Source organism: Natronomonas salinimetallica (assembly GCF_013839515.1).
GTDB lineage: Archaea > Halobacteriota > Halobacteria > Halobacteriales > Haloarculaceae > Natronomonas.
Map to the genome: position 1 here is coordinate 94972 of NZ_JACDNQ010000008.1, position 21980 is coordinate 116951.

Consider the following 21980-nt stretch of genomic DNA (forward strand, 5'->3'; position numbering starts at 1 on the left):
GCCCGTCTGACGGAGAACTATACCCGTCGAGCGTCTGAACTCCGACGATGGGCGAGGAAACGATCACCGTCGGCACGATACAGGGCGAGGGCGAGAGCGGGGTCGAAAACGGGGACGGCGGCGACGTCGAGTTACCCGTCGTCGACCTGCTCACCGGCCGCGGGTTCGTCACGGGAAAATCGGGCTCGGGGAAGTCGAACTCCGCGAGCGTGATCGCCGAAAAGATCCTCGATCGGGGATACAGCCTGCTCGCTGTCGACATCGACGGGGAGTACTACGGGCTGAAAGAGGAGTACGAGATCCTCCATGTCGGTGCCGACGAGGAGTGTGACTTACGGGTCGGGGTCGAACACGCCGAGAAAATCGCAGAACTCGCCCTCGGCGGGAGCGTCCCGATCATCCTCGACGTCTCGTCGTTTCTCGACGAATCCGACGCGAGAGAGCTGCTGACCGAGGTGACGAAACAGCTGTTCGCGAAGGGTAAAAAGCGCAAACAGCCGTTCTTGATGCTCGTCGAGGAGGTCCACGAGTATATCCCCGAGGGCGGCGGTATCGACGAGTGTGGCCGGATGTTGATCAAGATCTCGAAGCGGGGACGCAAACACGGCCTCGGGATCGTCGGAATCAGCCAGCGGCCCGCCGACGTCAAAAAAGACTTCATCACCCAGTGCGATTGGCTCGTCTGGCACCGGCTGACCTGGAACAACGATACGAAGGTCGTCAGCCGAATTCTGGGCGGAGAGTACGCCGACGAGATCGAGGACATGGCCGACGGCGAGAGCTTTCTCATGACGGACTGGAACGAGTCGATACGCCGCGTCCAGTTCGAACGCAAACGGACGTTCGACGCCGGCGCGACCCCCGGACTCGACGACTTCGAGCGTCCGGAGCTAAAGAGCGTCAGCGGCGATCTGGTCGACGAATTACAGGAGATCACGGACGAACAGGAGCGGCGCGCAAACCGGGTGGAGGAGCTCGAACGGGAACTCAAACAGCGCGAGGAACGCATCCGGGACCTCGAACGTCAACTCGCCGACGCACGCGATCTGAAACGGATGGCCGATCGGTTCTCGCGGGCGATGATGGAGCAGGTGACGGGCCGCCCGCTGTCGGCCGGGGTAGGTCGACAGAGCGATCTCGGGGAGGCCCTCGACGGCCCCATCGAGCGGGATCCGGAACTCGAAGCGGAACTCGATGCGGTCCGGAACGGCGACCGGGAGCCACAGCCCTCCCCTGTCCCCGACGCGGACGCCGAGTGGGAGCGCTCGAGTGAGTCGGCTGCGATGGACACCGTCGGATCGGGCGGGACGGACGAGACGAAGGGGGACGACCGGATCGCCGACGCGACGGAGGAGGCGCTCTCCGATACTGATACTCCCGCTTCCGAGGTCGTGACTGACGGCTTCGCCGACCGGGGAAACACCGAGGGGGCCGCCGATGGATCGGGATCCGAGGGGACGAGAGACGCCGAGGGGACGACGGCCGCCGCCGGAAACGTCGAGGATTCACCGGAGGCCGAGGGGTCGGCGACCGACGATCCCCTGATTTCGAGGGTTCGAGACGAAATCGACGCCCTCGGAGACGTCGCCGTCGAGATGCTCCGACAGTATCGTGAGCACGGCCCGATGGAGCCCGACGATGCCCACACGGCCGCCGGCGGATCCGGCGACCGGGGCCCCGCGTACGCGACGAACCGGCGACTCAGACAGCGCGGCCTGGTCGCCCACGTCGGATGCGGCCAGTACGATTACGCCCTCGGCGAACTCGTCCGCGAGGAGTTGGCCGACCCGATACAGCCGGAAGTGCCACCGGACGGCGACGAGGTCGCGGCCGTCCTCGGGGCCATCGAGTCGACTCTTTTGCCCCCCGACTCGGCGTCTCGGTCCTCGGAGGCGGGCCGGTCCGAGACCGAACGACCCGCGACGGCCGACGCCGAGCCTTCGCCGTCAAGCGCCAGCTAGGGCACCGTCGGCCGCACGTCACTCCGGCTTCCGACCGCCGGAACTGGGGGTGCGATACGTGTCGTGATACGTAGTGCTATACCAACGTAGCGATGAGCGCCGGTCCGATGGGGCGATCGCCGGTCCCTGACGACACCAGTTCGTATGGAGCCACGCCGACGGTATCACGCCACCGGGTCGACGAGCGATTCGAGAGCGGCCCGCGGATCCTCCGCCTTCGCGACGCCGGACGCCAACAGAACACCCTCCGCACCGAGGTCCGCCGCGGCGACGAGGTCCTCGCCGGTCGAGATCCCCGCCCCACAGAGCACGGCGGTGTCCGACGCCGCCTCGACGGAGTCCGTGACGACGTCCGGGTCAGCCTTCGAGACTGGCGTCCCGGTCCCGATCAGCTCCGGCGGTTCGACGGCGACCGCGTCGGGGTCCAGCCGGGCGGCGGCGGCGATCTGTCGCGGGTTGTTCGCACAGACGATCGTCTCGAGGCCGGCCCGTTCGGCCGCCTGCAGGCCCGCGTCGATGTCGGCCAACCGGAGGCGGTTCTCGGAGTGGTTTAGGAGCGTCCCCTCGGCACCGGCCCGCGAGACGGCCTCCGCGAGTGTCGACCCGGTGTGCGAACCGTGTTCGACACCAGAGACGTGTTGGGCCCACGTCTCGACGCCGGTCTCGGCGACGGCGTCGATATCGGCCGCCTGCGGTGCGACCGCGATCCGAACGCCGGTCTCCGCTGCGACGTCCGCGGCGATCGAGGCGATCTCTACGGGGTTACACGGATACGCTTTCAGGTTGATCAGAACGAACATAGTATAGGTGGCGTCGGCCACGGAAAAATAACTACCTATTAGCCGTGTACCGTCCCCTGGCGACGCCGTCGGCGATCAGTTTGTACCCAGCCCCGAACCCCCCGGCGAGAACTGTTAACAGTCCGACTAATAGGACGATGACCCCGGTCCCGATCAGCCCCCAGTTCGGGGCCTGGCCGAATCCGGTGTCGAACCCGGTTCCGAGCAGCCATGCGCCGCCGGCGAGCGCTACCTGCCCGAGGACGATCACGCCGAGGTAGTACGCCATCATCCGGTATCCGTACACGATGCCTTCGATCGCTGAGACTCGGTTCACGGGGGGTATGGTTCGGTGATGGTATATAGGTTATCGGGTGGGTGAGTGACGCTACGGACGCGCGCTGGCCTCCGCGAGATGCATCCCGGACGGCCGCGAGACGGATGGCGTGTCGATACACCGGTCGTCGCCGGGCGGGAGGCGGGAACCGAACGGACGACGGTCCGTACGGGTCGTATGCGACACGCGTCGTGAACACACCGTCGGTCCCCGCCGTCCGCGTCCTCGCTCGTTCCGTGTGATTCTTGTCCGAACCGTTCGAGACCACCGTATGGACCGACTCGCGGACCGACGGATGGGTCGACGGGCCGTACTCGCCGCGGCTGGTGTCGCGCTCGCGGGGTGTGTCGACGGTGACGACGGGGCACAGCGTCCGACGCCGATCCCCGACGACGAGCGCGATTCCGTCGGTAGCGAGTGGGCCACGTTCTCGCGGGACGCGGCGAATACCGGGTATGCACCGGATATCTCGGGACCGTACACCGAGATCGGCGAGCGCTGGCGCTTCGAGACCGACGGCTCCATCGCCGCGAGCCCGTCGGTCGCCGGTAACACCCTCTACGTCGGTGCCACCGACGGCTCCGTGTACGCCCTCGATCCGTACGTCGGCGCGGAGCTTTGGTCCTTCGAGACCAGCGGTCCCGTGACTACCACCCCGGCGATCGTCGACGACACCGTCTACGTCGGTTCCGGCGACGAGCGGCTGTACGCGATCGATGCTGACGGCGGAACCGAACGGTGGCATTTCGACGTCGGCGACCGGATCGGATCGAGTCCGACGGTCGTCGACGACACCGTCTACGTCGGCGGCGTCAACAGTTCGGTGTTCGCCGTCGATCGGGCGTCGGGCGAGCGTCGCTGGCGGTTCGGGACCGGCGCGTCGGTGCTCAGCACGCCGGCGGTCGTCGACGGCACCGTCTACGTCGGATCGAGCGATCGACACGTCTACGCGCTCGATGCCGACGACGGCGAGGAGGTGTGGCGCTTCCGGGCTCGCGGTATCGTCGGTGGGGGGCCGGCGGTCGCCGACGGCACCGTCTACGCCGGATCGAGGGGTAACGTCCTCTACGCGCTCGATGCCGACGACGGCGAGCAGTCGTGGCGCTTCGACGTCGGCGCACAGATACCGGGCAGCCCGGCCGTCGCGGCGGGGACGGTGTTCGTCGGATCGAGTGACGGCTACCTCTATGCGGTCGACGCCGACGGCGGGACACCCGACGGGCGGTGGCGGTTCCGGACCGGCGGTTCAGTCATCGCCAGCCCGGCCGCGACCCAACAGCACGTCTTCGTGGCCTCGACGAGCGCCAACGTGTTCTGTCTCCTCCCGGAGGACGGCGAGACTGTCTGGCGCTTCGAGCCCGACGTCGACGTTCAGGCGGGTCCGGCAGTCACCGACGAGTGGCTCTATTTCGGCGACGCGGACGGGACCGTGTACGGGCTCGGCTCGCGGTGAACGTGTCCGCCGTGCATCCGACGAACGGCCACGGCGAGCTCGATCGGACCGACGACCGCGTGCGTTCGATCACACGAGTGATCGCCGCGAGTTCGAGACGACGATGAGGCTGCTTATCGCCATCAACACGGCCGCGATAAGCGGGTTGACGAGTCCCGAGACCGCGAGCGGAATCGCGACCACGTTGTAGCCGACCGCCCACAGGAGGTTCTGTCGGATCCGGCTCCGGACGCGGTCGGCGATTCCGAAGAAAGCCGGGACCGTCGAGAGGTCGTCGTCCGTGACGACGGCGTCGGCGGCATCGATCGTCAGTTCGGTCCCGTGGGACATCGCGATCCCGAGATCCGCGCTCGCGAGCGCCGCGGCGTCGTTGGTCCCGTCGCCGACCATCGTCACCGTGCCGTCGGCTCGGAGCCGTCGGATCAACTCGCGTTTGGCCTCGGGGCGGACCTCCGAGAACACCTCGTCGACGTCGGGGTGGGTCTCGAAGTGCCGCGCCGCGCGCGCGTCGTCGCCGGTGATCACGACGACGTCGGTGCGTTCATCGAGGGCGGCGATGGCGTCCTCCCAGCCGGGGCGGGGCGTGTCCCGAAGCACGACGACGCCGGCCGCGGTGCCGTCCCAGCCGACGAGTGTCGGGTGGGCACCGTCCGCCCGCGCCGAACCGACGGCGTCGGCGAGACCGTCGGGGACCGTCCAGCCCGCCCGGGCGAAGGCGTCCGGATGGCCGACCATCGTCCGATCACCGTTGACCGTCGCCGCGACGCTTCGGGGGTTTCGTTCGAACCCGGAGACGTCCGCGGCCGGATCGGGCGCCGCTTCGAGGATCGCCGCCCCGATCGGGTGATTCGAGCGTCCCTCGACGGCCGCGGCCCGGGCGAGCACTTCGTCGCGGTCCCCGACGACGTCGACGACGGACATCTCCGCGGTGGTCAGCGTTCCCGTCTTGTCGAAGGCGACCGTATCGGTGTCGGTGACCCGCTCGAAGACCGAGCCGTCGAAGACGAGTAGCCCCGATTCGGAGGCGGCGTTCGACCCCGCCGCGAGCGCCAAAGGCGTCGCGATGCCGAGCGAACACGGACAGGAGACGACGAGTACGGAGACGCCGATCAGGATCGCCTCGCCCGGGGGCCGACCGAGCCAGAGCCACCCGAGGGTGGTCGACACGGCGATCGTCACGACGACGGGGACGAACACGAGCGCGAAGCGGTTTGCGACCCGCTGGACGCCCGAATCGGTGCTTTGGACCGACCACAGAAGCTCCATCAGCCGATCGACCGTGCTCGTGCGCTCGTCGCCGACCTCGACGACGAGGGCGTTGTCGGTGACGATCGAGCCGCCGATGACGTGCGAGTCGGCGGATTTCGCCACCGGGATCGACTCGCCGGTCACGACCGACTCGTCGACCGCCGCGGTGCCCTCTGTGACCTCGCCGTCGACGGGAATCCGCTCGCCCGGTCGGACCAAAATTCGTTCGCCGGCGCGGATCGACTCGATCGGTACCTGCTCGGTCGAGCCGTCCTCGCCGAGCCGTCGGGCGTGTGTCACCCGCGATTCGGCCAGCTCGGAGTAGTACCCGAGCGCGCGCTCTTTGAACCGCGATTCGACGTGGTCGCCGACGGTCACGACCGCGAGGATCATCACCGCGACGTCGAAGTAGACGGTCCGGCCCTCCAAGACGAAAAGCGAGACCGCCGAGTAGAGATACGCCGCCGCCACGGCGAGGGCGATCAACACGTCCATGTTCGGCTGGCCGACCTTCAGACTGACGTAGGCCCCGCGGAAGAAGGGGTAGCCGACGCCGACGACGATGATCGTACTCCAGACGAAAAGCGGGACGAACACCATGAAATAGAGGTTCGACCCGTAGAGAAAGTCGCGGGGGTAGATCCCGAGGTAGGTCGGGTAGACGAACAGAACGTAGGGGGCCATCACGGGCATCATCACGATCACGGCGATGGCGGCGCGGTACTCCCCCAGGGAGAGCCGATCCAAGAAGCCCTCCGGCTCCTCGCCCGGTTCGGAGGCGTAGTAGCCGAATCGACTCAACGCGTCGGGGAGCGCTTCGCGGTCGCACGTCTCGGGGTCGTAACTCACCCGCGCCATGTCCGTCGAGTAGCTCGCCTCCGCGCCGTAGACGCCCTCGATGTCGGTCGCGGTGGACTCGATGAACAGCTCACACGTCGAGCAGTGCAGCCCGTCGATGGAGAGGTAGGCGGTCTCGCTGTCGACGTCGTCGGGGATCGCCTCGCCCCCGACCCCCGGCGCGTCGGCCTCCTCCCGGAGCGCCCCGGCGTCGACCTCCTCTGGGTCGACGTCGCCGAGGGTCCGATACACCTCCAGACAGCCCCGACAGCAGAACGCGCCGTCGACGTCGGGGTCGGTGACCGGCTCCGACGGCGTCGACAGATCACACAGCGTACACGATCCCATCAATATAATTTGGGGCTCCGAGAGTAATTCGGTTTGGGTTCCGGGGCGGCATCGACGGCGATGCCGCCGGCGTTGACGGCGATGCCGCCGGCATCGACGCACGCCCCCGCACCCCCAACTCCCGTATATAAACATCCACCATCCGGCGGAAGTGATCGTCGCCCACCGCGGATCCGACCCCGGCGCGAGACGACCCCGCAGGTACCCACTCAGAACCCGACACGTACCGGCTACATCCACCGGGAGATTTTTACCTCGTGCCGGCGTAGCTTTAAGCAAGCAGCCATGCGCGGGTCAGGAAACCCTCCGGCCGACCGACGGCGGGGCGAACACGGCGAACGAAACTGAAACGACCCCCTGCCGGCTGCAACATACAACAATCATGAAACTACGACAGTTATTCGACGGGTCGGAAGACGAGCGAGGCGTATCGCCCGTTATCGGTGTTATCCTGATGGTCGCCATTACGGTGATTCTGGCGGCCGTCATCGGAACGTTCGTGTTGGGGCTTGGTGACCAGACCAGTTCAGCGCCTCAGGCATCGTTCACTTGTGAAAGTGGCGATCTTGTTCATAATGGTGGAGATGAGCTTACAGACTCAGAATTAGTGGTTAATGGTGGCAGTAACTCGGTCGAAAGCGGCAATTCACCATATACTGCAGGCAGTACTATAGTAACTAGCTTTGTTGATGCCAATACCCTTGTTTGGGAAGATCCAAATAGCGACGATACGCAGATCCTCCGTGATGAGGGATGCACGCAACCATAATGAGTACTATGCAACAAAAATTCAATTTATTAGACGAAGATCGCGCCGTCTCCCCAGTTATCGGTGTGATCCTAATGGTTGCCATTACTGTTATCCTAGCAGCCGTCATCGGAACGTTCGTGCTCGGTCTGGGTGATAGCGTTGAGTCGTCACCACAAGCGTCGTGGAATATTGAGAGCGTAAATCTGAACGACGGAACTGCCGACAATGATGGTGTCAAAATCACCCACAACGGTGGAGACCAAATTGACGCAAACAATTTGAAACTTACAATTGGTTCATCAACAGCATTTGAAGATAATTCAGTAAAAACCGGCGACTGGTCTGAGGATACAAACGACTGGGGAACCCAGACGAGTGCTGGTAATACACTAGAAGTCACTGAAGCTGGAGCTGGTATAAGCGGGGACACGACGGTCCGACTCATCTGGGAAGATCCTAATTCGGACGACACACAGATTCTGAGACAAGCTTCGTTCAATTTCGACAGCTAAATTTCTCACTTTTTATCACGAGCTGGGTATATGAGGCGACTCTTCCGTGCAACGTTGTCGAGTGTCCGCACGGTCGACGTCGACCGAACTGCTCCTACGTCCCGCGAAGCCACTCGAGTAAGTGTCCGTCGAGTCGATCACCGCATCCGGTTCGGCGCGGCTCGATCACCTGGCAGCGGAACCTCGGGATTCCCGTCGAGAAGGTGGCAAGCCGAGCGGCGACGACGCCCGATGTGATCCGTCGCTACTACGATCAGCCCGATCTCGATGAAGCTCTCGACCGTCGACGGGCCGACACCGAACACATCGATATCGAGCGGCACCTGGCTCCTGAAGATCTGTCTGAGAACGAATGTCAGGAGGGTGAAAAATGACGGTTTTCAGTACCCTAGAAGTGTCAGCGAAAGGTGAAAAAATTAGAAGAATCGAGTGGGGACGGAGGGATTTGAACCCCCGATTTACTGATATCTCCGGTGTGCGCCTCGGAACTCCAGAGGGTCGTCAACGCGGCGCGATGATCAGTCGGCCGCTCGGTATATCAGTCTGGAGTCTCGTCACCGGGCGCGTGGCCTCTGGAGTCAGTCGCCATGCCTGGCTTGGCCACGTCCCCTCGCCGATTTGTACCTCCGGTTTGCGTAAATGGGTTTCGATTCGCGGTACGGCTATAGGGCCGGCGGTCGAAGCGCCCGCATGGACGGGACGATCCCGGTCACCGTCCGCGAGGACGGCGAGGAGACGACCGTCGAGGCCGAACGCGGGGCAGTCCTCCGGGACGTCCTCCGCTCGAACGGCGTCGACGTATACGGGTCCGTCTCGCGGGTGACGAACTGCGGCGGGCGCGGGCTGTGTGGCACCTGCGGCGTCCGGATCGAGGGCGGCGACGGGACGGCGGTCCCGGCGGCGGGGCTCCACGACGCGGCGGCCAAGCGGTGGGGGTACCTCCGGCTGTCGTGTCGGATTCGGGTCACGGAACCGATGACGGTCGAGCTGGTCGAGAAGGTCCTTTGGGGGCAGTTGCTGCCGGACTAGCGGTCCGTCTCGCTCCAGCCGCAGTCCTGGCATTTATACCCCGTGATGAACTCCGTGACGCTCGGCATGTAGCCGACGGAGAGCACGTTGCCGCCGCACTCGGGGCACTCGCGGTCGGCGTCCTCGATCGCTTCGGCGTCCATGACGCCTTCGCCCTCGACGAGTTCGGCGAGCTTTTTCGGCGTTACCATCCGTCCTTCGACGACGCGGTTATCGGCCATACTGGGGTAACGGACGCCGACGGACCTAAGCCTGACCGTTGCGGTTACGGGGCGTCTCGGGCGGACGGCCCGACGCCGTCGGATCGCGCGAATGGAGAGCCCGACCGCCGTCGGATCGCGCGAGTGGACGCCCCGGCTCGTGTGGGTCGTCGGACCGACGGACCGGCGAGCGTCGATTCGGGGGGCACTCGCCGGGATCTGACGACAGCAGTCCCCTCATACTGCCGGACGTACCCAGTTGAATCGCGGGCCACTCGACACGTACGTTCGACCGGCGGTTCGGACATGTACCGAGCCGGACGTTCACGAACGTACGTCCGGCGGTATCACGAACGTCTTGCCGGCAGTACGAGCGGGTCGCCCCGCCGTTGCGGTCCGAACCCGAGCGCACTTATCGCTGCCGGCCCCACTGCCGGTATGCGCATCGCCGACCGCGAGACCGTCGAAGGGGGGCGCGAACGGATCACCGTCGTCCCCGAGAGCCTCGACGACCTGTGGCATCTCACCTATATTCTCGAACCGGGCGACGCCGTCTCGGGCGATACGACCCGCCGGATTCAGCGCGACGACGACATGACCCGCGATACCGGCGGCCAGCGCGAGCCGATGTGGCTCGAAGTCGAGGTGGCGGACGTCGAGTTCGCGAAGTTCGCGAACCGCCTCCGCGTCGGCGGCGAGATCGTCGACTGCTCGCGTGAGGACCAACTCGGCTTTCATCACACGTTCAACGTCGAAGAACACGACGAAATCACGGTCGAGAAGGACTGGCAGGTCGACCAACTCGAACGCCTACAGGAGGCCGTCGAGACGGCGGAACAGCCCGACGTCGCCATCGCGACCGTCGAGGAGGGCGAGGCCCACGTCCACACTGTCGCCCAATACGGTGTCGAAGAGCGCGCGACGATCACCGGGACGACCGGCAAGGGCGAGTACGCCCGGGGTCGCAACGAACTGTTCGAGGAGCTGGCCGCCGTCCTGAAACGCCTCGACGTGGAGGCGATCATCCTCGCCGGCCCCGGCTTTACCAAACGGGACGCCCTCGACCACATCGAGGACGCCGCCCCCGAAGCGGCCGAGCGGATCCAGACGGTCGACACCGCGAGCGTCGGCGATCGCGGCGTCCACGAGGTGTTGAAACGCGGTGCGGTCGACCGGATCCAGACCGAGACCCGGATCTCGAAGGAGGCGGAGTACATCGACGAGCTGATGGAGCGGATCGCCGAGGGAGCAAAAGCCGCCTACGGGATCGACGAGGTGGCCGAGGCCGCCGAGTACGGGGCCGTCGAGACGCTACTCGTCCTCGACGAGCGCCTCCGGGAGGAGCGCGCGGACGAAGGCGAGTGGGCGCGCGATGTCAACGGAATCATCTCGAACGTCGAACGGCAGGGCGGCGACGTGGTCGTCTTCTCTCACGAGTTCGACCCCGGCCAGCAACTCGGGAATCTGGGCGGGATCGCAGCGCTGTTGCGGTATCGATTGAACTGATCCGGTCACTTCCGCCGCAGATCCACCGTCAGGCCGTCGCGAGCCACCCGAACGTCGCCGTCGAAGGCCGCCTCGACCGAGTCGGTCATCTCGTCGTGGCGGCCCTCGGTGTGGGGATACAGATGCGTCAGATAGACGCGGCCGATTTCGTGGCCCGAAAGCACTTCACCGAGTCGGCCCGGTGTCGGGTGGTTATCCACGTCGATCTCGTCCGGGAACGAGCAGTCGTGGGCCAACACCGCGGCGCCCTCCGCGAGCTCCGCGACGGATTCGGTCGCCTCGCTATCCCCCGAAAAGGCAAAGACCGCGTCCTCGCTCTCGAATCGGTAGGCCAGACCGTACGCCGAGTGGGCGGTTTCGGCCGCCTCGACGCCGTAGCCGGCCACCGTCTCGGAGCCGGGGCCGATCTCGCGGATCGAGAGGTCGATCCGCCCGTCCATGTACTCGTAGACGTCGAACAGTCCCCGGAGAAGCGCCTCGGTGCCATCGGGACCGACGATCTCCAGGTCGGTCTCGCCGGCCAGCCACCGGGCTTTCAAAAGTGCCATCAGGTCGGAGACGTGGTCGACGTGGTGGTGGGTCAAAAGCACCGTCTCGATCCCCTCGTAGCCGACGCTCGTCTCCGCGAGGCCGTGGAGGACGCCGCTGCCGCAATCGACGAGCAGTGGCCCCGCGTCGCCGTCGGGATCCTCGATTAGCAGGCCGGTCTGGAACCGATCGCCGGTCGGCATCGCCGAACCGGTGCCGAGAAAGGTCACTCGCATACCGACGTGGTCGGGGCCGCCGGGGAAGTATGTTCATACATGAATGTATGCATCACGCCCGACGGTCCAGTATGGTCGACGTCCGAGCGCTCGCGAGCGACGCCGTGATCGTCCTCGACGGGGACGTCCTGCTCCTCGAACGGGATCACCCGCCGTTCGAGGGGCAGTGGGTTCTCCCCGGCGGACTCCTCGAACGCGACGAGACCGCGAGAGAGGCTTTGCGTCCACGAGACGAGAGAGGAAGTCGGCCCCGACGTCGAGGCGATCGAGGCGTTTCTCTCGGGCGTTCCACGGGCGTGTGATGGCCGAAATCGAAGCGGAAAACGGCGGGGAGTGCGTCACCGCCGATACGGACGGGTGACGCCGACAGCGGTCAGCCGGCCCCGGCGACCGTCTCGTTGCCCCTCGCCCGCTCGTCGTCGGGTTCGACGATCGCCGTCTCCTGGCCGGGTTCGACGGGGATCCGCTCGACTACGTCCCCGTTTTCGTCGGTGATGATCACGTAGTAGACGGCGTCGACCGTTTCGTCGCCGTCCTCGATGGGTTCGAGGTCCTCGTCGGCCACCGTGCCGGCGATGAACGACCGAACCGCCTCGTCGTCGCGTATCTCGACCGTTCGGCCGGTGTCGGCGTTGACGAAGACGTTCCGGGTCACGTCGGTGAAGTCCGTCGGCGAGACCTTGATGTGCCACCACAACTCGCCGTCGATCGTGACCGGAACCGGTTCGGCGACGACGAAGTTCTGCCCCCAGTTCGTCCGCGAGTCGGCGGAGCGTGCGATCCCCATCGCACGTTCCGGCCCCGTCAACGTCTCGTCGTCGGTCCCGAAGAAGGTATACTCGCCCGTCTCGGCGTCGACGAACCACACCTCGTCGAGGCCGCGGGTGTCCTCGCCGTAGGGCTCCATCGCGGTCACGTAGGACATCCGCTCGCCCTCGAGATCGATGACGAACGGCTGGGCGTTGTCGGCTCCGGAGGGGAGCCTGGCGACCTCGATTTGCCCTCTGTGTGCGCCGACGGTGGGCAGTTGGTTGATGATGCCGTTTCGGTAGCCGAGCGACCGCATCTCCGTGCGCGTAAGCGTCGTCGGATAGAGCCGCTGTCCCTCGAGGATCGGCTCCGATCGGGCCTCCTCGGGCGTGAGGTGGTCGATCCGCCCGTCGGGATGGAGCAACGCCCCGCCGTCCCACGTCGGCGTCGTGTGCGGGAACGGTGTCAGGTGCCACTCGTGGCCCGTCTTGGGGTAGTACATGTAGGGCCGCCCGTCGTGGCTGAACTCGACGGCGTCGTCGTCGTACTCGGTGACGTAGTCGGTCTTTTTGAGGTTCCAATCCGCCGAGCGGTGGAGCAACATCCCCTCGCCGTACGTGAACTCCTCTTCGTACACCTCGATCTGTCGGTCGTCCATGCGGGTCATCTCGGTGACGAGAACCCCGCGTTGGTGCTCGATGAGGGTGTTCCGGAAGCCGTCGGGCTGGATGGCGTAGGACCACGCCAACGCGCCCGATTCCGTGCGGGCGATGTCGCTCGTCCCGAGTCTGTGTTGGCGATAGGAAACGGACCCACGCGTGGTGATGTCGGCTACCTGCCGGGGGACGACTCGGGGGTTCTCGGGGTTCGCCTGCGGGAACTCCTCGACTTCGGTCGCCTCGCCCATCGTCTGTTGGGCGAGCGTGCGCTGTTCGAACATGCCCGCGGGCACGCTGACGAGCACGGACAGGATCGCCAACACGCCGACGGCGGTGACGAACAGCCGGAGTTTCCGCCCCGGCGAGCCCTGCAGTTCCAACAACACGTCGACGGGACTGTCGGCCTCCCGCAGGACACGTCCGAGCGGGCGGGTTCGGTCCTCGTCGACGTCGAAGGGCGGGAGAAACCACAGCACGAGCGCCGCGAGGACCGAGCCGCCGCCGAACACCGTGAGTCCGGGCGAGTAGAGGACGCCGTAGACGAACCCATGCCAGAGCGGTCGCGTGACATACCACAGAAGGACGACGACGCCGACGCCGAGGAGTCGCGTGGCGGCGTGGATTGCGAGCGATCGCCCGCCCGACCCGCCGCCGGGGACGTCGAACGATCCGTCGTCGCCTCCGGAGGGACTGTTGGCTGCCATTGGGTCCGGTAGTGTACGCATACCCATAAGTATCCGCGACGTGCCGGTCCGCAAGCTACGCGTCCGCGACGTGCCGGTCCGCAAGCTACGCGTCCGCGACGTGCCGGTCCGCAAGCTACGCGTCCGCGACGTGCCGGTCCGCGGGCCAACCGAACCGGCGTCCATCGCTTCCGGACGACGGGAGTGAACCCCTACCGTTTAGTCCACGAGGGCCGAAGGGCCGATACGGACGCACTACGCGAACACATGATCGGAACGCTACTTTCGGCACTCGGTGGGGGATTGGGAGCGCTGGTCGAATCGGCGACCGGCTGGGTGGGGATGGGGGTCGTCTTCGTGTACTCGTTTTTGATCGCGTTCGTCCTCCCGGGGCCGAGCGAGGTCGTGTTGCTCGCCCCGATCGATCTCGCCGGCTCGCCGGCGGTGAACCTCCTGGGCATCATGTTGGTGAGCGCGACCGGGAAGGCCGCCGGGAGCGTCCTCGCGTTTCACATCGGTCAGGAGGCGAAACGGGCCGGACCGATCACCCGGTGGCTGCGGCGCTCTCGGTTCGACGTCCTCGAGTGGTCGGAACGACGGTCCGTACAGTTGGCACGGCGCTTCGGCTACGGCGGCCTGGCGATCGCGCTCTCGGTTCCGTTCTTTCCGGACACGATCTCCATTTACGCCTTCGCTATCCTCGAGCGGGACTACGTCAGGTTCGCCGTTGCGACGTTTCTGGGGAGCCTCGGCCGCCTCGCCGTCACGGTCGGGCTCTTCGGCGGGATCGTGACGGTGTTTTGATACTGCCGGGCGGACGTCCGCGGTGTGCGTTGTCCCGTCGAGTCCGGCCGTCGAGTCCGCCGAGTCAGGCCGTCGAGTCCGCCGAGTCAGGCCGTCGAGTCCGTCCCACTAGACGAGCAGCGTGTGGAGCGCATCGGGAACGACGAGCACGTCGCTGCCCGGTTCGATCGCGTCCGCGACGCGCTCGCGTGACTCCATCAAGCACGCGTCGACGACGTCCGGCGCGTCGCTGTTCGTTACGTAGACGTCGTACTCGGTGAGCACCCGGGCGAGGACGAAGGCCCGCTGAGCGCCCGGCTCGTAGCCCTCGCGCATCTCAGCATAAAGGGCGTCGGCATCGCTCGCGCCCGAGAGCCGATCGTAAAAACGGCGCTCGCCGGTTCCCTCGCCGGCACCCTCGGTGAGCGCCGCGGGGACGACGAGTCGGCCGCCGGACCGCAGGGGGTCGTTCGCCCCCAACGCGACGTACGTCGCGGCGCGGGTCGCCTGATAGAGCGTCGCGTCCTTCGGCGCGCCGACGCCGGCGATGACGGCGTCGTACTCGCCGTCGACCTCGACCGAAAGCGCCTCCCTCGCGCTGTCGGCGAGGGTCTCGACGACCGGGCGCGGCGTTCCCGCCGCCACGTCGAGGATGCCGGCGGGGCCGTGGGTGACGTTGAGACAGAACCCGAGCCCACACAGATCACCGGCCTCGTCGACGGCCGCCCGGAAGGGGTTGTCCTCGATCCGGCCCAGCCTGACGCCCGGACGCGAGAGCAGTTCCGGGCCGTGGGTGTAGCTGATGAGGGATTCGCCGCCGGCACCGATCGCGACGGTCTTGCCGCCGCCGGAGAATCCGGCGTACTGGTGGGGTTCGACCATGCCCGTCGCGAGGACGAGGTCGGCGTCGGCGACGCGGCGGTTGCACTCGATCGGGACGCCGTCGACGCGGCCGACGACGACGGTGTCATCGGGGTCGTGGTTCACCGCGATGTCGGCGTGCTCGCCGAGCATCGCCGCCAGTTCCGCGTCGGTCATCGGCCGGTGGAGGCCCAACCCGACGACGACGGTCACCTGTCCCTTTCGGACGCCCGCCCGGGCGAGTTCGGCGCACAGGACGTCGACGAGTTCGGCGTCCGGCGTCGCCCGAGTCAGGTCGGTGACGACGATCACGACGCTGTCGTCGGGAGCGACCGAGTCGGCGAGTCCCGGCCCGATCGGCTCCGCGACGGCCGCTTCGGCCGCCGCCCGGACGTCGACGGCGGTGCCGCCGGGCGGGTCCGCGACGGTTACCGCACAGTCGGGGAGCGCGACGTCGATCGATCGGCCGCCGAGTGGCACGCGGACCGGGGTCATGTATATACGGGCCGTCGTTCGTGCGTCATCCTTTTATATTACAGACCGGCTCGACGCGGACGACGGCGTCGCCGATCCCGAGCGCCTCCGAGACGCGGACGACCTCGTCCACGTCCTTATATACCCCCGGCGCTTCCTCGGCGATCGTCGCGCCGCTTTGCGCTTTGACGTACACCTCGCGGCCCTCCAGTTCCGCCCGGACGTCGCCGCCCCAGAACTCGTCTTTCGCCTGCGTCCGGCTCATCAGCCGCCCAGCGCCGTGGGCCGTCGAGCCGAAAGAGACCTCCAGTGAGTTCGCGCCGCCGCGGAGGACGTACGAGCCCGCACCCATGCTGCCGGGGATGATGACCGGCTGTCCGACATCGCGGTAGGCCTCGGGGACCTCCGATCGGCCGGCGGGAAACGCCCGCGTTGCACCCTTCCGGTGGACGTACAGCTCCCGTTTCTCGCCGTCGACGGTGTGGGTCTCTTTTTTTGCGATGTTGTGGGCCACGTCGTAGAGCAGTTCCATCTCCAGGGCCTCCCAGGGCTCGCCGAAAACGTCCGAGAAGACGGTCCGCGTCCGGTGGGTGATGAGCTGTCGGTTGACCCACGCGAAGTTGATCGCCGCACACATCGCGCCGTAGTACTCCTCGGCCAGCCGCGACCCCGCGGGAGCCGCGGCGAGTTCCCTGTCCGGGAGCGCCTCGACGAACTCCGTGTGCGTCTTTTCGATCCGTCGGAGGTACTCCGTACAGAGCTGGTGGCCGAGCCCCCGCGAGCCACAGTGGATCAACACGACCACCTGGTCGGCCTCGAGCCCGTAGGCCTCGGCGGTCGCCGCGTCGAACACCTCCGCGACGCGTTGGACCTCCAAAAAGTGATTTCCGGAGCCGAGCGACCCCATCTGGTTTTGGCCGCGGTCCTTCGCGCGCTGTGGGACGGCGTCGGGATCGGCGTCCGACCGGACCCCGTTGTCCTCGCAGTGTTCGAGATCGGACTCGACGGCGTAGCCGGCCCCGAGACACCACTCGACGCCGCCTTCGAGCGCGGCTTCGAGGACGCCGTGGTCGCCCTCGATGACGCCGCCGCCGCCGAGTCCCGACGGTATCGCCTCGAAGAGCGCGTCGACGAGCGCCTCCTCGCGGCCCCGTACGTCGCCGTATTCGAGATTTGTTTTCAGCATTCTCACACCGCAATTTATATCGTAGCCGACTGCTCCGGGCGATATACAGCCGTCTTCGGCGTCGATACCCGCGACGCCGCCGACCGGGAACCCATAGCCTTGGTGGCCGTCGGGCATACAGATCGCGTACTGTTCGATGCCCGGAAGATGCGTCGTGTTCCGCAACTGTTCGAGGGTTCTGTCCTCGACGATCTCCTCGAGGAGGCGCTCGCTCGCGAACACCCTCGCCGGAACCCGCATGTCGCCCGCCCTCGGGATCTCCCAGACGTAGTCGCGGACCTTCCGCAGTGTGACGTCGCCCGCCTCGTACGTAGTCATACGGGCCGTTCGTGAGGGGCGGCCCAATAGCTTACGACCGGGGCGGAACGACGAGACGTCCCGGCCCCCCGGTGCTCGAAATCCGTGACGAACGCTGAGTCCGAACGGGCCTTCATATGGGTGCCCGAACAGTTCCGGGCATGAGAGTGTCGGGAGTACCGCGCCGTCGGGAGGTTCCGAGTGGTTCATACCGCCGCGGGGTCCTCGGAGAAAGCCGTCCAGTCGGGCCGGTGATCCGGGAGCCATGACACGGGCGAGGACAGCGGAACGCGGCGGGAACGCCCGGGTGAGTGCCGTCGTCGTCGACGACTCACAGTTCATGCGAACGGTCATCGTCGACATACTCGAGGAGGCCGGGATCGACGTCCTCGAAACCGCCTCGGACGGCGAGACGGGGATCGAAGCGGTCCTCGATGCCGACCCCGACGTCGTCACGATGGATCTGAAGATGCCCGGCGTCGACGGCCTCGAGGCGGTCGACCGGATCATGGCCGAACGCCCGACTCCCGTGTTGGTGTTGTCGGCCCACGCCGCCGACGGCGCGGAACTGACGTTCGAGGCGATGGAGAAGGGGGCCGTCGACTTCTTCGAGAAGCCGAGCGGCGAGGTATCGATCGGGCTCAAACAACAACAGGAGGCGTTGGTCTCGACGGTCCGATCGGTCGCGAACGCCGACGTCTCGGCGACCGAAGCGGCGGCCCAACACGCACGGGGCGGGACGGCAGGCGGGGCTTCGACGGCTGAGACGACGTCTCGGGGTACGGAGGTTCCGGACCACCCGACGCTCGTTATCGGCTCCTCGACCGGCGGGCCGACGGTCGTCGAGGGGGTCCTCAGCGAACTCCCGATCGAGGCCGACTTCCGGGTGCTCGTCGTCCAGCACATGCCGGAGGGGTTCACCGAGCGGTTCGCAAAACGGCTCGACGATGCCAGCGACTACACGGTCCGGGAGGCCGCCGACGGCGACCGGATCGGCGGTGGCGACGCCCTCGTCGCGAGGGGTGACAGCCACCTCGAAGTATCGGGCTACGGAGGTGGCCGCCTCCGGGTCTCGCTCACCGACGACGACCCGGTCAACAACGTTCGGCCCGCGGTCGACGTGACCCTCCGAACGGCGGCCGAGCGGATCGACGGCCCGCTCTCGGTCGCCATCCTCACCGGGATGGGTGCCGACGGTGCCGACGGCGTTCGGGCGGTGAGCGCGGTCGGCGGGGCCGTGATCGCACAGGACGAGGCGACGTCAGCGGTGTTTGGGATGCCACAACGGGCCATCGAGACGGGGGCCGTCGATGACGTCTGTCCGCGGGACGAACTCGTCGCCGGGATCGTAGACGCTACCACGGAGCAACAATGAACGACGACCACCTACACGCATTCGTCTCCGAGTGTCGCGAGAGCATCACCGATCTCAATAACGCCCTGCTCACGCTCGAGGACGATCCCGGCGACGACGAGGCGATCGAATCGGTGTTCAGGACCGCCCACACGCTGAAGGGCAACTTCGGCGCGATGGGCTTTTCGAACGCGAGCGAACTCGCCCACGTCCTGGAGGACCTCCTCGACGAGATACGCGCCGGCGAGATCGACGTCACGCCCGAGATCATGGACGCCGCCTTCGAGGGCGTCGATCGGATCGAGACGATCGTCGACGAGATCGACCGGGAGGGCGACACCGGGACGAACCCCGACGAGGCGACGGCTCAACTCCGAGCGGCGATCGAGGGCGGCGAGGGCGCGGACAACAACGGGAATGCCGGCGGAGACGAATCGGGGGATTCGGCGGACGATGCCGAGCCGGCGGACGATGCCGAGTCGGCGGACGATGCCGAGTCGGCGGACATAGGGGTCGAGTTCGCCCACGCCGACGGACCACCCGCGATGAACGGATCGGAGGCGGTCGTTCACGCGCTGGTCGGCGTCGACCCCGACGGCATGCTCGGCGTCGATGCGATGTTGGTCCTCGAACCGCTCGCCGACGCCTTCGAGGAGTTACGGACGACCCCGGACCGGAACGTGATCGAGGAGGGCGAATACGACGGGACGTTCGACGTGTTCGTCCCCGGCGGAAACGCCGACGCACTCGCCGGAGCACTCGGCGGGATCGGTGCCGTCGAATCGTTCGACGTCTCGGAGATCGGCGCTTCGAGCGGGACCGACGCTGCCGACGTTGCCGCCGCTACCGCCGCTGCCGACGCTACCGCCGCTACCGCCGCTGCCGACGCTGCCGACGCCACCAACACCGTCGATACCTCGAGCGTGGACGAACACGCGGAGGGGGACGCCTCGGACGATAGGAACGACGGGGACGCCTCGGACGATAGGAACGACGGGGACGCCTCGGACGATAGGAACGACGGGGACGCCTCGGACGATAGGAACGACGGGGACGACGAGAGCGGAGGGGACAAACGAAACAGCGCCTCGACGTCCACCGGCGGAAACGATATCTCCTCCGTTCGCGTCGATGTCGACCGTCTCGACGAACTCCACAGCCTCGTCGAACAGCTCGTGACGGGACGGATCACGATCCGGCGCGCCATCGAGGACGGCGACGTCGAGACGGCCTCGACGAGCCTGAACGACTTCGACAAGGTGACCTCGCGGCTCCAAAACACCGTGATGGACATGCGGCTCATTCCGCTCCGACGCGTCGTGAGCAACCTCCCGCGGGTCGTCAGGGACGTCGCCCGGAGCCAGGGCAAGGAACTCTCCTTCGAGATGCACGGCCAGGACATCGAACTCGACCGCTCGATCCTGACCGAGATCGAGGATCCGCTCATTCACATCCTCCGGAACGCGGTCGATCACGGCATCGAACCGCCGGAGAAGCGTGCGGCCGCCGGCAAGCCGCGCGAGGGGACCATCGAACTCGATGCCACCAGACAGCGCGACCACGTCACGATCACCGTCTCCGATGACGGCGGCGGGATCGACGCCGACGCGATGCGGCAGAAAGCGATCGACGAGGACGTCGTCCCGAAGGCCGACGCCGAGTCCATGAGCGACGACGAGGCGTACGATCTCGTCTTCCACCCGGGGTTTTCGACCGCCGGCGAGGTGACGGACGTGAGCGGTCGGGGCGTCGGGATGGACGTCGTCCACAGTACGGTCGAACAACTCGACGGTACGGTCACCGTCGACAGCACGCTCGGGGAGGGGACGACCGTCGAACTCCGGCTCCCCGTCTCGGTCGCCATCGTAAACGTGCTGTTCGTCGAGGTCGGCGATCAGGAGTACGGCATCCCGATCAAGAACATCGACGAGTTGACACACGCGAGCAAGACGGAGACGGTAAACGGGAGCACCGTCGTCCGACACGACGACGACGTGTACCCGGTCATCCGACTCGGGAATGCCCTCTCGATCGACGACGGAGCCCTCGGAGACGACGCCTCACCGACGGGAGACGGTCGTGACAGCCTCGACGTCGCCGTCGACGGTGGCGGTCCGGATGACGCTGACGCGGCGGTCGACGCAGACGGGTCGGGCACCGCCGGCGTCGGATCGGGCACCGCCGGCGTCGGATCGAGTGACGGAATGCTCGTCCGGATCCGCGAGTCCGTCCGGCCGGTTGCGCTCAGATGTGACTCGTTCAGCGACCAAGAGGAGGTCGTCGTCAAGCCCCTCGAGGGGTCGCTCAGCGGAATCCCGGGACTCTCCGGCACCGCGATTCTCGGCGACGGAAACATCGTTCCGATCCTCGACGTGGTGAGCTTAGAGGAATGAGCCGGACGGGGACTGATCCGGGGCTGTCGGAGGTGATCGGTTACGTCTCGGATCGCATGGCCTTCGAGCCGGGCTCGTACAACGAGTCCTACCTCGATCGACGGATCTCGGCGCGGATGCGGCGAACGGACTGTGAGGGGTACGCGGAGTACCTCGATGTCTTGTCGACGAGCGACGACGAGCGGGCCGCGCTCCTCGACGCGCTGAGCATCAACGTCACGAGCTTTTTCCGCAATCCGGACGTCTGGGAGCGTCTCAGGGACGTGCTGGCGGACCTGACGGCAGCCGGTGGGACCGTCCGATGTTGGAGCGCCGCCTGCGCCGACGGCCGGGAGCCGTACTCGATCGCGATGCTCGCCCGCGACGACCCGGATATCCGGGCGCGATCGGTCGAGATCACCGCGACGGACATCGACGCCGAGACGCTCGAGGATGCCCGCACGGGCGTCTACGAGTCGACGCGGACGACGAACATCGGCGAGCAGCTCGAACCGCTGTCGGATCCGGGCGAGCACGTCGACATCGACGGGGACAAACAGTCCTTCAGCGTCCGGGCTCCGGTCAAGCGGATGGTCTCCTTCGAGCAACACGATCTGATAAGCGGGACTCCGAAGCGCGGCTACGACCTCGTGCTCTGTCGGAACCTGCTCATCTACATCGATAGCTCGTATAAGGAACCGATATTCGAGACGCTCACCGCCGCGGTCGACGACGACGGCTTCCTGACGATCGGGAAATCCGAGACGCTCCCCCGGTCCTTCCGGGAGGAGTACGACCCCTACGACAGGAGTACCCACATCTACCGGAGGGACTGA

20 protein-coding genes and 1 tRNA gene are annotated in these 21980 nt (G+C 66.5%); 12 read left to right on the forward strand and 9 right to left on the reverse strand.

Annotated elements, in window-relative coordinates:
* The first annotated feature begins 47 nt into the window (after positions 1 to 47).
* Positions 48 to 1961 carry a helicase HerA domain-containing protein gene (locus tag HZR14_RS08570; RefSeq protein ID WP_181692450.1) on the forward strand — a complete coding sequence of 638 codons (1914 nt, stop codon included), beginning with the start codon at positions 48 to 50 and terminating at the stop codon, positions 1959 to 1961.
* 164 nt (positions 1962 to 2125) lie between these two features.
* Here HZR14_RS08570 and tpiA read toward each other — a convergent pair whose 3' ends face one another.
* Together tpiA and HZR14_RS08580 are read right to left on the reverse strand one after the other, a co-directional pair.
* The gene (gene tpiA / locus HZR14_RS08575; RefSeq protein WP_181692451.1) at positions 2126 to 2761 is read right to left on the reverse strand and encodes a triose-phosphate isomerase; all 636 of its coding nucleotides are present in this window, start codon (positions 2759 to 2761) and stop codon (positions 2126 to 2128) included.
* Between the two features lie 31 nt (positions 2762 to 2792).
* Positions 2793 to 3077 carry a hypothetical protein gene (locus HZR14_RS08580; protein WP_181692452.1) on the reverse strand — a complete coding sequence of 95 codons (285 nt, stop codon included), beginning with the start codon at positions 3075 to 3077 and terminating at the stop codon, positions 2793 to 2795.
* Positions 3078 to 3348: 271 nt separating this feature from the next.
* On the opposite strand from HZR14_RS08580, the gene HZR14_RS08585 reads away from it, so the two are divergent.
* The gene (locus HZR14_RS08585; RefSeq protein ID WP_181692453.1) at positions 3349 to 4530 is read left to right on the forward strand and encodes an outer membrane protein assembly factor BamB family protein; all 1182 of its coding nucleotides are present in this window, start codon (positions 3349 to 3351) and stop codon (positions 4528 to 4530) included.
* Between the two features lie 69 nt (positions 4531 to 4599).
* Here the strand turns inward: HZR14_RS08585 and HZR14_RS08590 are convergent, their stop codons facing one another.
* Positions 4600 to 6963 carry a heavy metal translocating P-type ATPase gene (locus HZR14_RS08590; RefSeq protein ID WP_181692454.1) on the reverse strand — a complete coding sequence of 788 codons (2364 nt, stop codon included), beginning with the start codon at positions 6961 to 6963 and terminating at the stop codon, positions 4600 to 4602.
* A 382-nt stretch (positions 6964 to 7345) separates the two neighbouring features.
* Here HZR14_RS08590 and HZR14_RS08595 point away from each other — a divergent pair, with 382 nt between their 5' ends.
* From HZR14_RS08595 to HZR14_RS14195, 3 genes are all read left to right on the forward strand, one after another.
* Positions 7346 to 7732: a type IV pilin domain-containing protein gene (locus tag HZR14_RS08595; protein ID WP_181692455.1), complete on the forward strand. Its 387-nt coding sequence runs from the start codon at positions 7346 to 7348 to the stop codon at positions 7730 to 7732.
* Positions 7732 to 8226, forward strand: a complete 495-nt coding sequence (locus HZR14_RS08600) for a type IV pilin domain-containing protein (protein WP_255479211.1) — start codon at positions 7732 to 7734, stop codon at positions 8224 to 8226. Before HZR14_RS08595 ends, HZR14_RS08600 begins: the two co-directional genes overlap by 1 nt.
* 233 nt (positions 8227 to 8459) lie before the next feature.
* Positions 8460 to 8600, forward strand: coding sequence for a hypothetical protein (locus tag HZR14_RS14195; RefSeq protein ID WP_220132498.1), 141 nt, complete (start codon positions 8460 to 8462; stop codon positions 8598 to 8600).
* 56 nt (positions 8601 to 8656) lie between these two features.
* Here HZR14_RS14195 and HZR14_RS08605 read toward each other — a convergent pair.
* Positions 8657 to 8836: transfer RNA gene (locus HZR14_RS08605), tRNA-Trp, on the reverse strand.
* A gap of 80 nt (positions 8837 to 8916) precedes the next feature.
* Here HZR14_RS08605 and HZR14_RS08610 point away from each other — a divergent pair.
* Positions 8917 to 9255: a 2Fe-2S iron-sulfur cluster binding domain-containing protein gene (locus tag HZR14_RS08610; RefSeq protein WP_181692456.1), complete on the forward strand. Its 339-nt coding sequence runs from the start codon at positions 8917 to 8919 to the stop codon at positions 9253 to 9255.
* Here HZR14_RS08610 and HZR14_RS08615 read toward each other — a convergent pair.
* Positions 9252 to 9476, reverse strand: a complete 225-nt coding sequence (locus HZR14_RS08615) for a DUF5795 family protein (protein ID WP_181692457.1) — start codon at positions 9474 to 9476, stop codon at positions 9252 to 9254. The genes HZR14_RS08610 and HZR14_RS08615 overlap by 4 nt on opposite strands.
* Before the next feature lie 417 nt (positions 9477 to 9893).
* On the opposite strand from HZR14_RS08615, the gene HZR14_RS08620 reads away from it, so the two are divergent.
* On the forward strand, positions 9894 to 10961 hold the full coding sequence (locus HZR14_RS08620) for an mRNA surveillance protein pelota (RefSeq protein ID WP_181692458.1): 1068 nt from the start codon (positions 9894 to 9896) through the stop codon (positions 10959 to 10961).
* A 5-nt stretch (positions 10962 to 10966) separates the two neighbouring features.
* Here HZR14_RS08620 and HZR14_RS08625 read toward each other — a convergent pair whose 3' ends face one another.
* The gene (locus HZR14_RS08625; protein WP_181692459.1) at positions 10967 to 11725 is read right to left on the reverse strand and encodes an MBL fold metallo-hydrolase; all 759 of its coding nucleotides are present in this window, start codon (positions 11723 to 11725) and stop codon (positions 10967 to 10969) included.
* A 71-nt stretch (positions 11726 to 11796) separates the two neighbouring features.
* Here HZR14_RS08625 and HZR14_RS08630 point away from each other — a divergent pair, with 71 nt between their 5' ends.
* Positions 11797 to 12027: an NUDIX hydrolase gene (locus HZR14_RS08630; RefSeq protein WP_181692460.1), complete on the forward strand. Its 231-nt coding sequence runs from the start codon at positions 11797 to 11799 to the stop codon at positions 12025 to 12027.
* 71 nt (positions 12028 to 12098) lie between these two features.
* Here the strand turns inward: HZR14_RS08630 and HZR14_RS08635 are convergent, their stop codons facing one another.
* Positions 12099 to 13838 (reverse strand): hypothetical protein, encoded by a 1740-nt coding sequence (locus HZR14_RS08635; protein WP_181692461.1) that lies wholly within the window; start codon positions 13836 to 13838, stop codon positions 12099 to 12101.
* 246 nt (positions 13839 to 14084) lie between these two features.
* On the opposite strand from HZR14_RS08635, the gene HZR14_RS08640 reads away from it, so the two are divergent.
* A complete protein-coding gene (locus HZR14_RS08640; RefSeq protein WP_181692462.1) occupies positions 14085 to 14621 on the forward strand; it encodes a YqaA family protein in 537 nt (178 codons plus the stop codon).
* A 108-nt stretch (positions 14622 to 14729) separates the two neighbouring features.
* Here HZR14_RS08640 and HZR14_RS08645 read toward each other — a convergent pair whose 3' ends face one another.
* Both HZR14_RS08645 and HZR14_RS08650 read right to left on the reverse strand, forming a co-directional pair.
* Positions 14730 to 15956 (reverse strand): lactate racemase domain-containing protein, encoded by a 1227-nt coding sequence (locus HZR14_RS08645; protein WP_181692463.1) that lies wholly within the window; start codon positions 15954 to 15956, stop codon positions 14730 to 14732.
* Between the two features lie 25 nt (positions 15957 to 15981).
* Positions 15982 to 17439 carry an RtcB family protein gene (locus HZR14_RS08650; RefSeq protein WP_181692464.1) on the reverse strand — a complete coding sequence of 486 codons (1458 nt, stop codon included), beginning with the start codon at positions 17437 to 17439 and terminating at the stop codon, positions 15982 to 15984.
* Between the two features lie 244 nt (positions 17440 to 17683).
* Here HZR14_RS08650 and cheB point away from each other — a divergent pair, with 244 nt between their 5' ends.
* From cheB to HZR14_RS08665, 3 genes are read left to right on the forward strand one after another with little or no spacing between them, the layout of a single operon-like run.
* Positions 17684 to 18793 carry a chemotaxis-specific protein-glutamate methyltransferase CheB gene (cheB, locus tag HZR14_RS08655; protein WP_181692465.1) on the forward strand — a complete coding sequence of 370 codons (1110 nt, stop codon included), beginning with the start codon at positions 17684 to 17686 and terminating at the stop codon, positions 18791 to 18793.
* Entirely contained in the window at positions 18790 to 21165 is a 2376-nt protein-coding gene (locus HZR14_RS08660) for a chemotaxis protein CheA (protein WP_181692466.1), read from the forward strand. The genes cheB and HZR14_RS08660 overlap by 4 nt, the downstream gene beginning before the upstream one ends.
* A complete protein-coding gene (locus HZR14_RS08665) occupies positions 21162 to 21980 on the forward strand; it encodes a CheR family methyltransferase (RefSeq protein WP_181692467.1) in 819 nt (272 codons plus the stop codon). The genes HZR14_RS08660 and HZR14_RS08665 overlap by 4 nt, the downstream gene beginning before the upstream one ends.

Bases quoted from the DNA above. Each gene is read 5' to 3' on its own strand.
- HZR14_RS08590 (WP_181692454.1), bottom strand. From the start codon at position 6,963: ATGGGATCGTGTACGCTGTGTGATCTGTCGACGCCGTCGGAGCCGGTC.
- HZR14_RS08660 (WP_181692466.1), top strand. From the start codon at position 18,790: ATGAACGACGACCACCTACACGCATTCGTCTCCGAGTGTCGCGAGAGC.
- tpiA (WP_181692451.1), bottom strand. From the start codon at position 2,761: ATGTTCGTTCTGATCAACCTGAAAGCGTATCCGTGTAACCCCGTAGAG.
- HZR14_RS08620 (WP_181692458.1), top strand. From the start codon at position 9,894: ATGCGCATCGCCGACCGCGAGACCGTCGAAGGGGGGCGCGAACGGATC.
- HZR14_RS08640 (WP_181692462.1), top strand. From the start codon at position 14,085: ATGATCGGAACGCTACTTTCGGCACTCGGTGGGGGATTGGGAGCGCTG.
- HZR14_RS08625 (WP_181692459.1), bottom strand. From the start codon at position 11,725: ATGCGAGTGACCTTTCTCGGCACCGGTTCGGCGATGCCGACCGGCGAT.
- HZR14_RS08635 (WP_181692461.1), bottom strand. From the start codon at position 13,838: ATGGCAGCCAACAGTCCCTCCGGAGGCGACGACGGATCGTTCGACGTC.
- HZR14_RS08650 (WP_181692464.1), bottom strand. From the start codon at position 17,439: ATGACTACGTACGAGGCGGGCGACGTCACACTGCGGAAGGTCCGCGAC.
- HZR14_RS08645 (WP_181692463.1), bottom strand. From the start codon at position 15,956: ATGACCCCGGTCCGCGTGCCACTCGGCGGCCGATCGATCGACGTCGCG.
- HZR14_RS08630 (WP_181692460.1), top strand. From the start codon at position 11,797: ATGGTCGACGTCCGAGCGCTCGCGAGCGACGCCGTGATCGTCCTCGAC.
- HZR14_RS08665 (WP_181692467.1), top strand. From the start codon at position 21,162: ATGAGCCGGACGGGGACTGATCCGGGGCTGTCGGAGGTGATCGGTTAC.
- HZR14_RS08570 (WP_181692450.1), top strand. From the start codon at position 48: ATGGGCGAGGAAACGATCACCGTCGGCACGATACAGGGCGAGGGCGAG.
- HZR14_RS08615 (WP_181692457.1), bottom strand. From the start codon at position 9,476: ATGGCCGATAACCGCGTCGTCGAAGGACGGATGGTAACGCCGAAAAAG.
- HZR14_RS08585 (WP_181692453.1), top strand. From the start codon at position 3,349: ATGGACCGACTCGCGGACCGACGGATGGGTCGACGGGCCGTACTCGCC.
- HZR14_RS08600 (WP_255479211.1), top strand. From the start codon at position 7,732: ATGAGTACTATGCAACAAAAATTCAATTTATTAGACGAAGATCGCGCC.
- HZR14_RS08610 (WP_181692456.1), top strand. From the start codon at position 8,917: ATGGACGGGACGATCCCGGTCACCGTCCGCGAGGACGGCGAGGAGACG.
- cheB (WP_181692465.1), top strand. From the start codon at position 17,684: ATGACACGGGCGAGGACAGCGGAACGCGGCGGGAACGCCCGGGTGAGT.
- HZR14_RS08595 (WP_181692455.1), top strand. From the start codon at position 7,346: ATGAAACTACGACAGTTATTCGACGGGTCGGAAGACGAGCGAGGCGTA.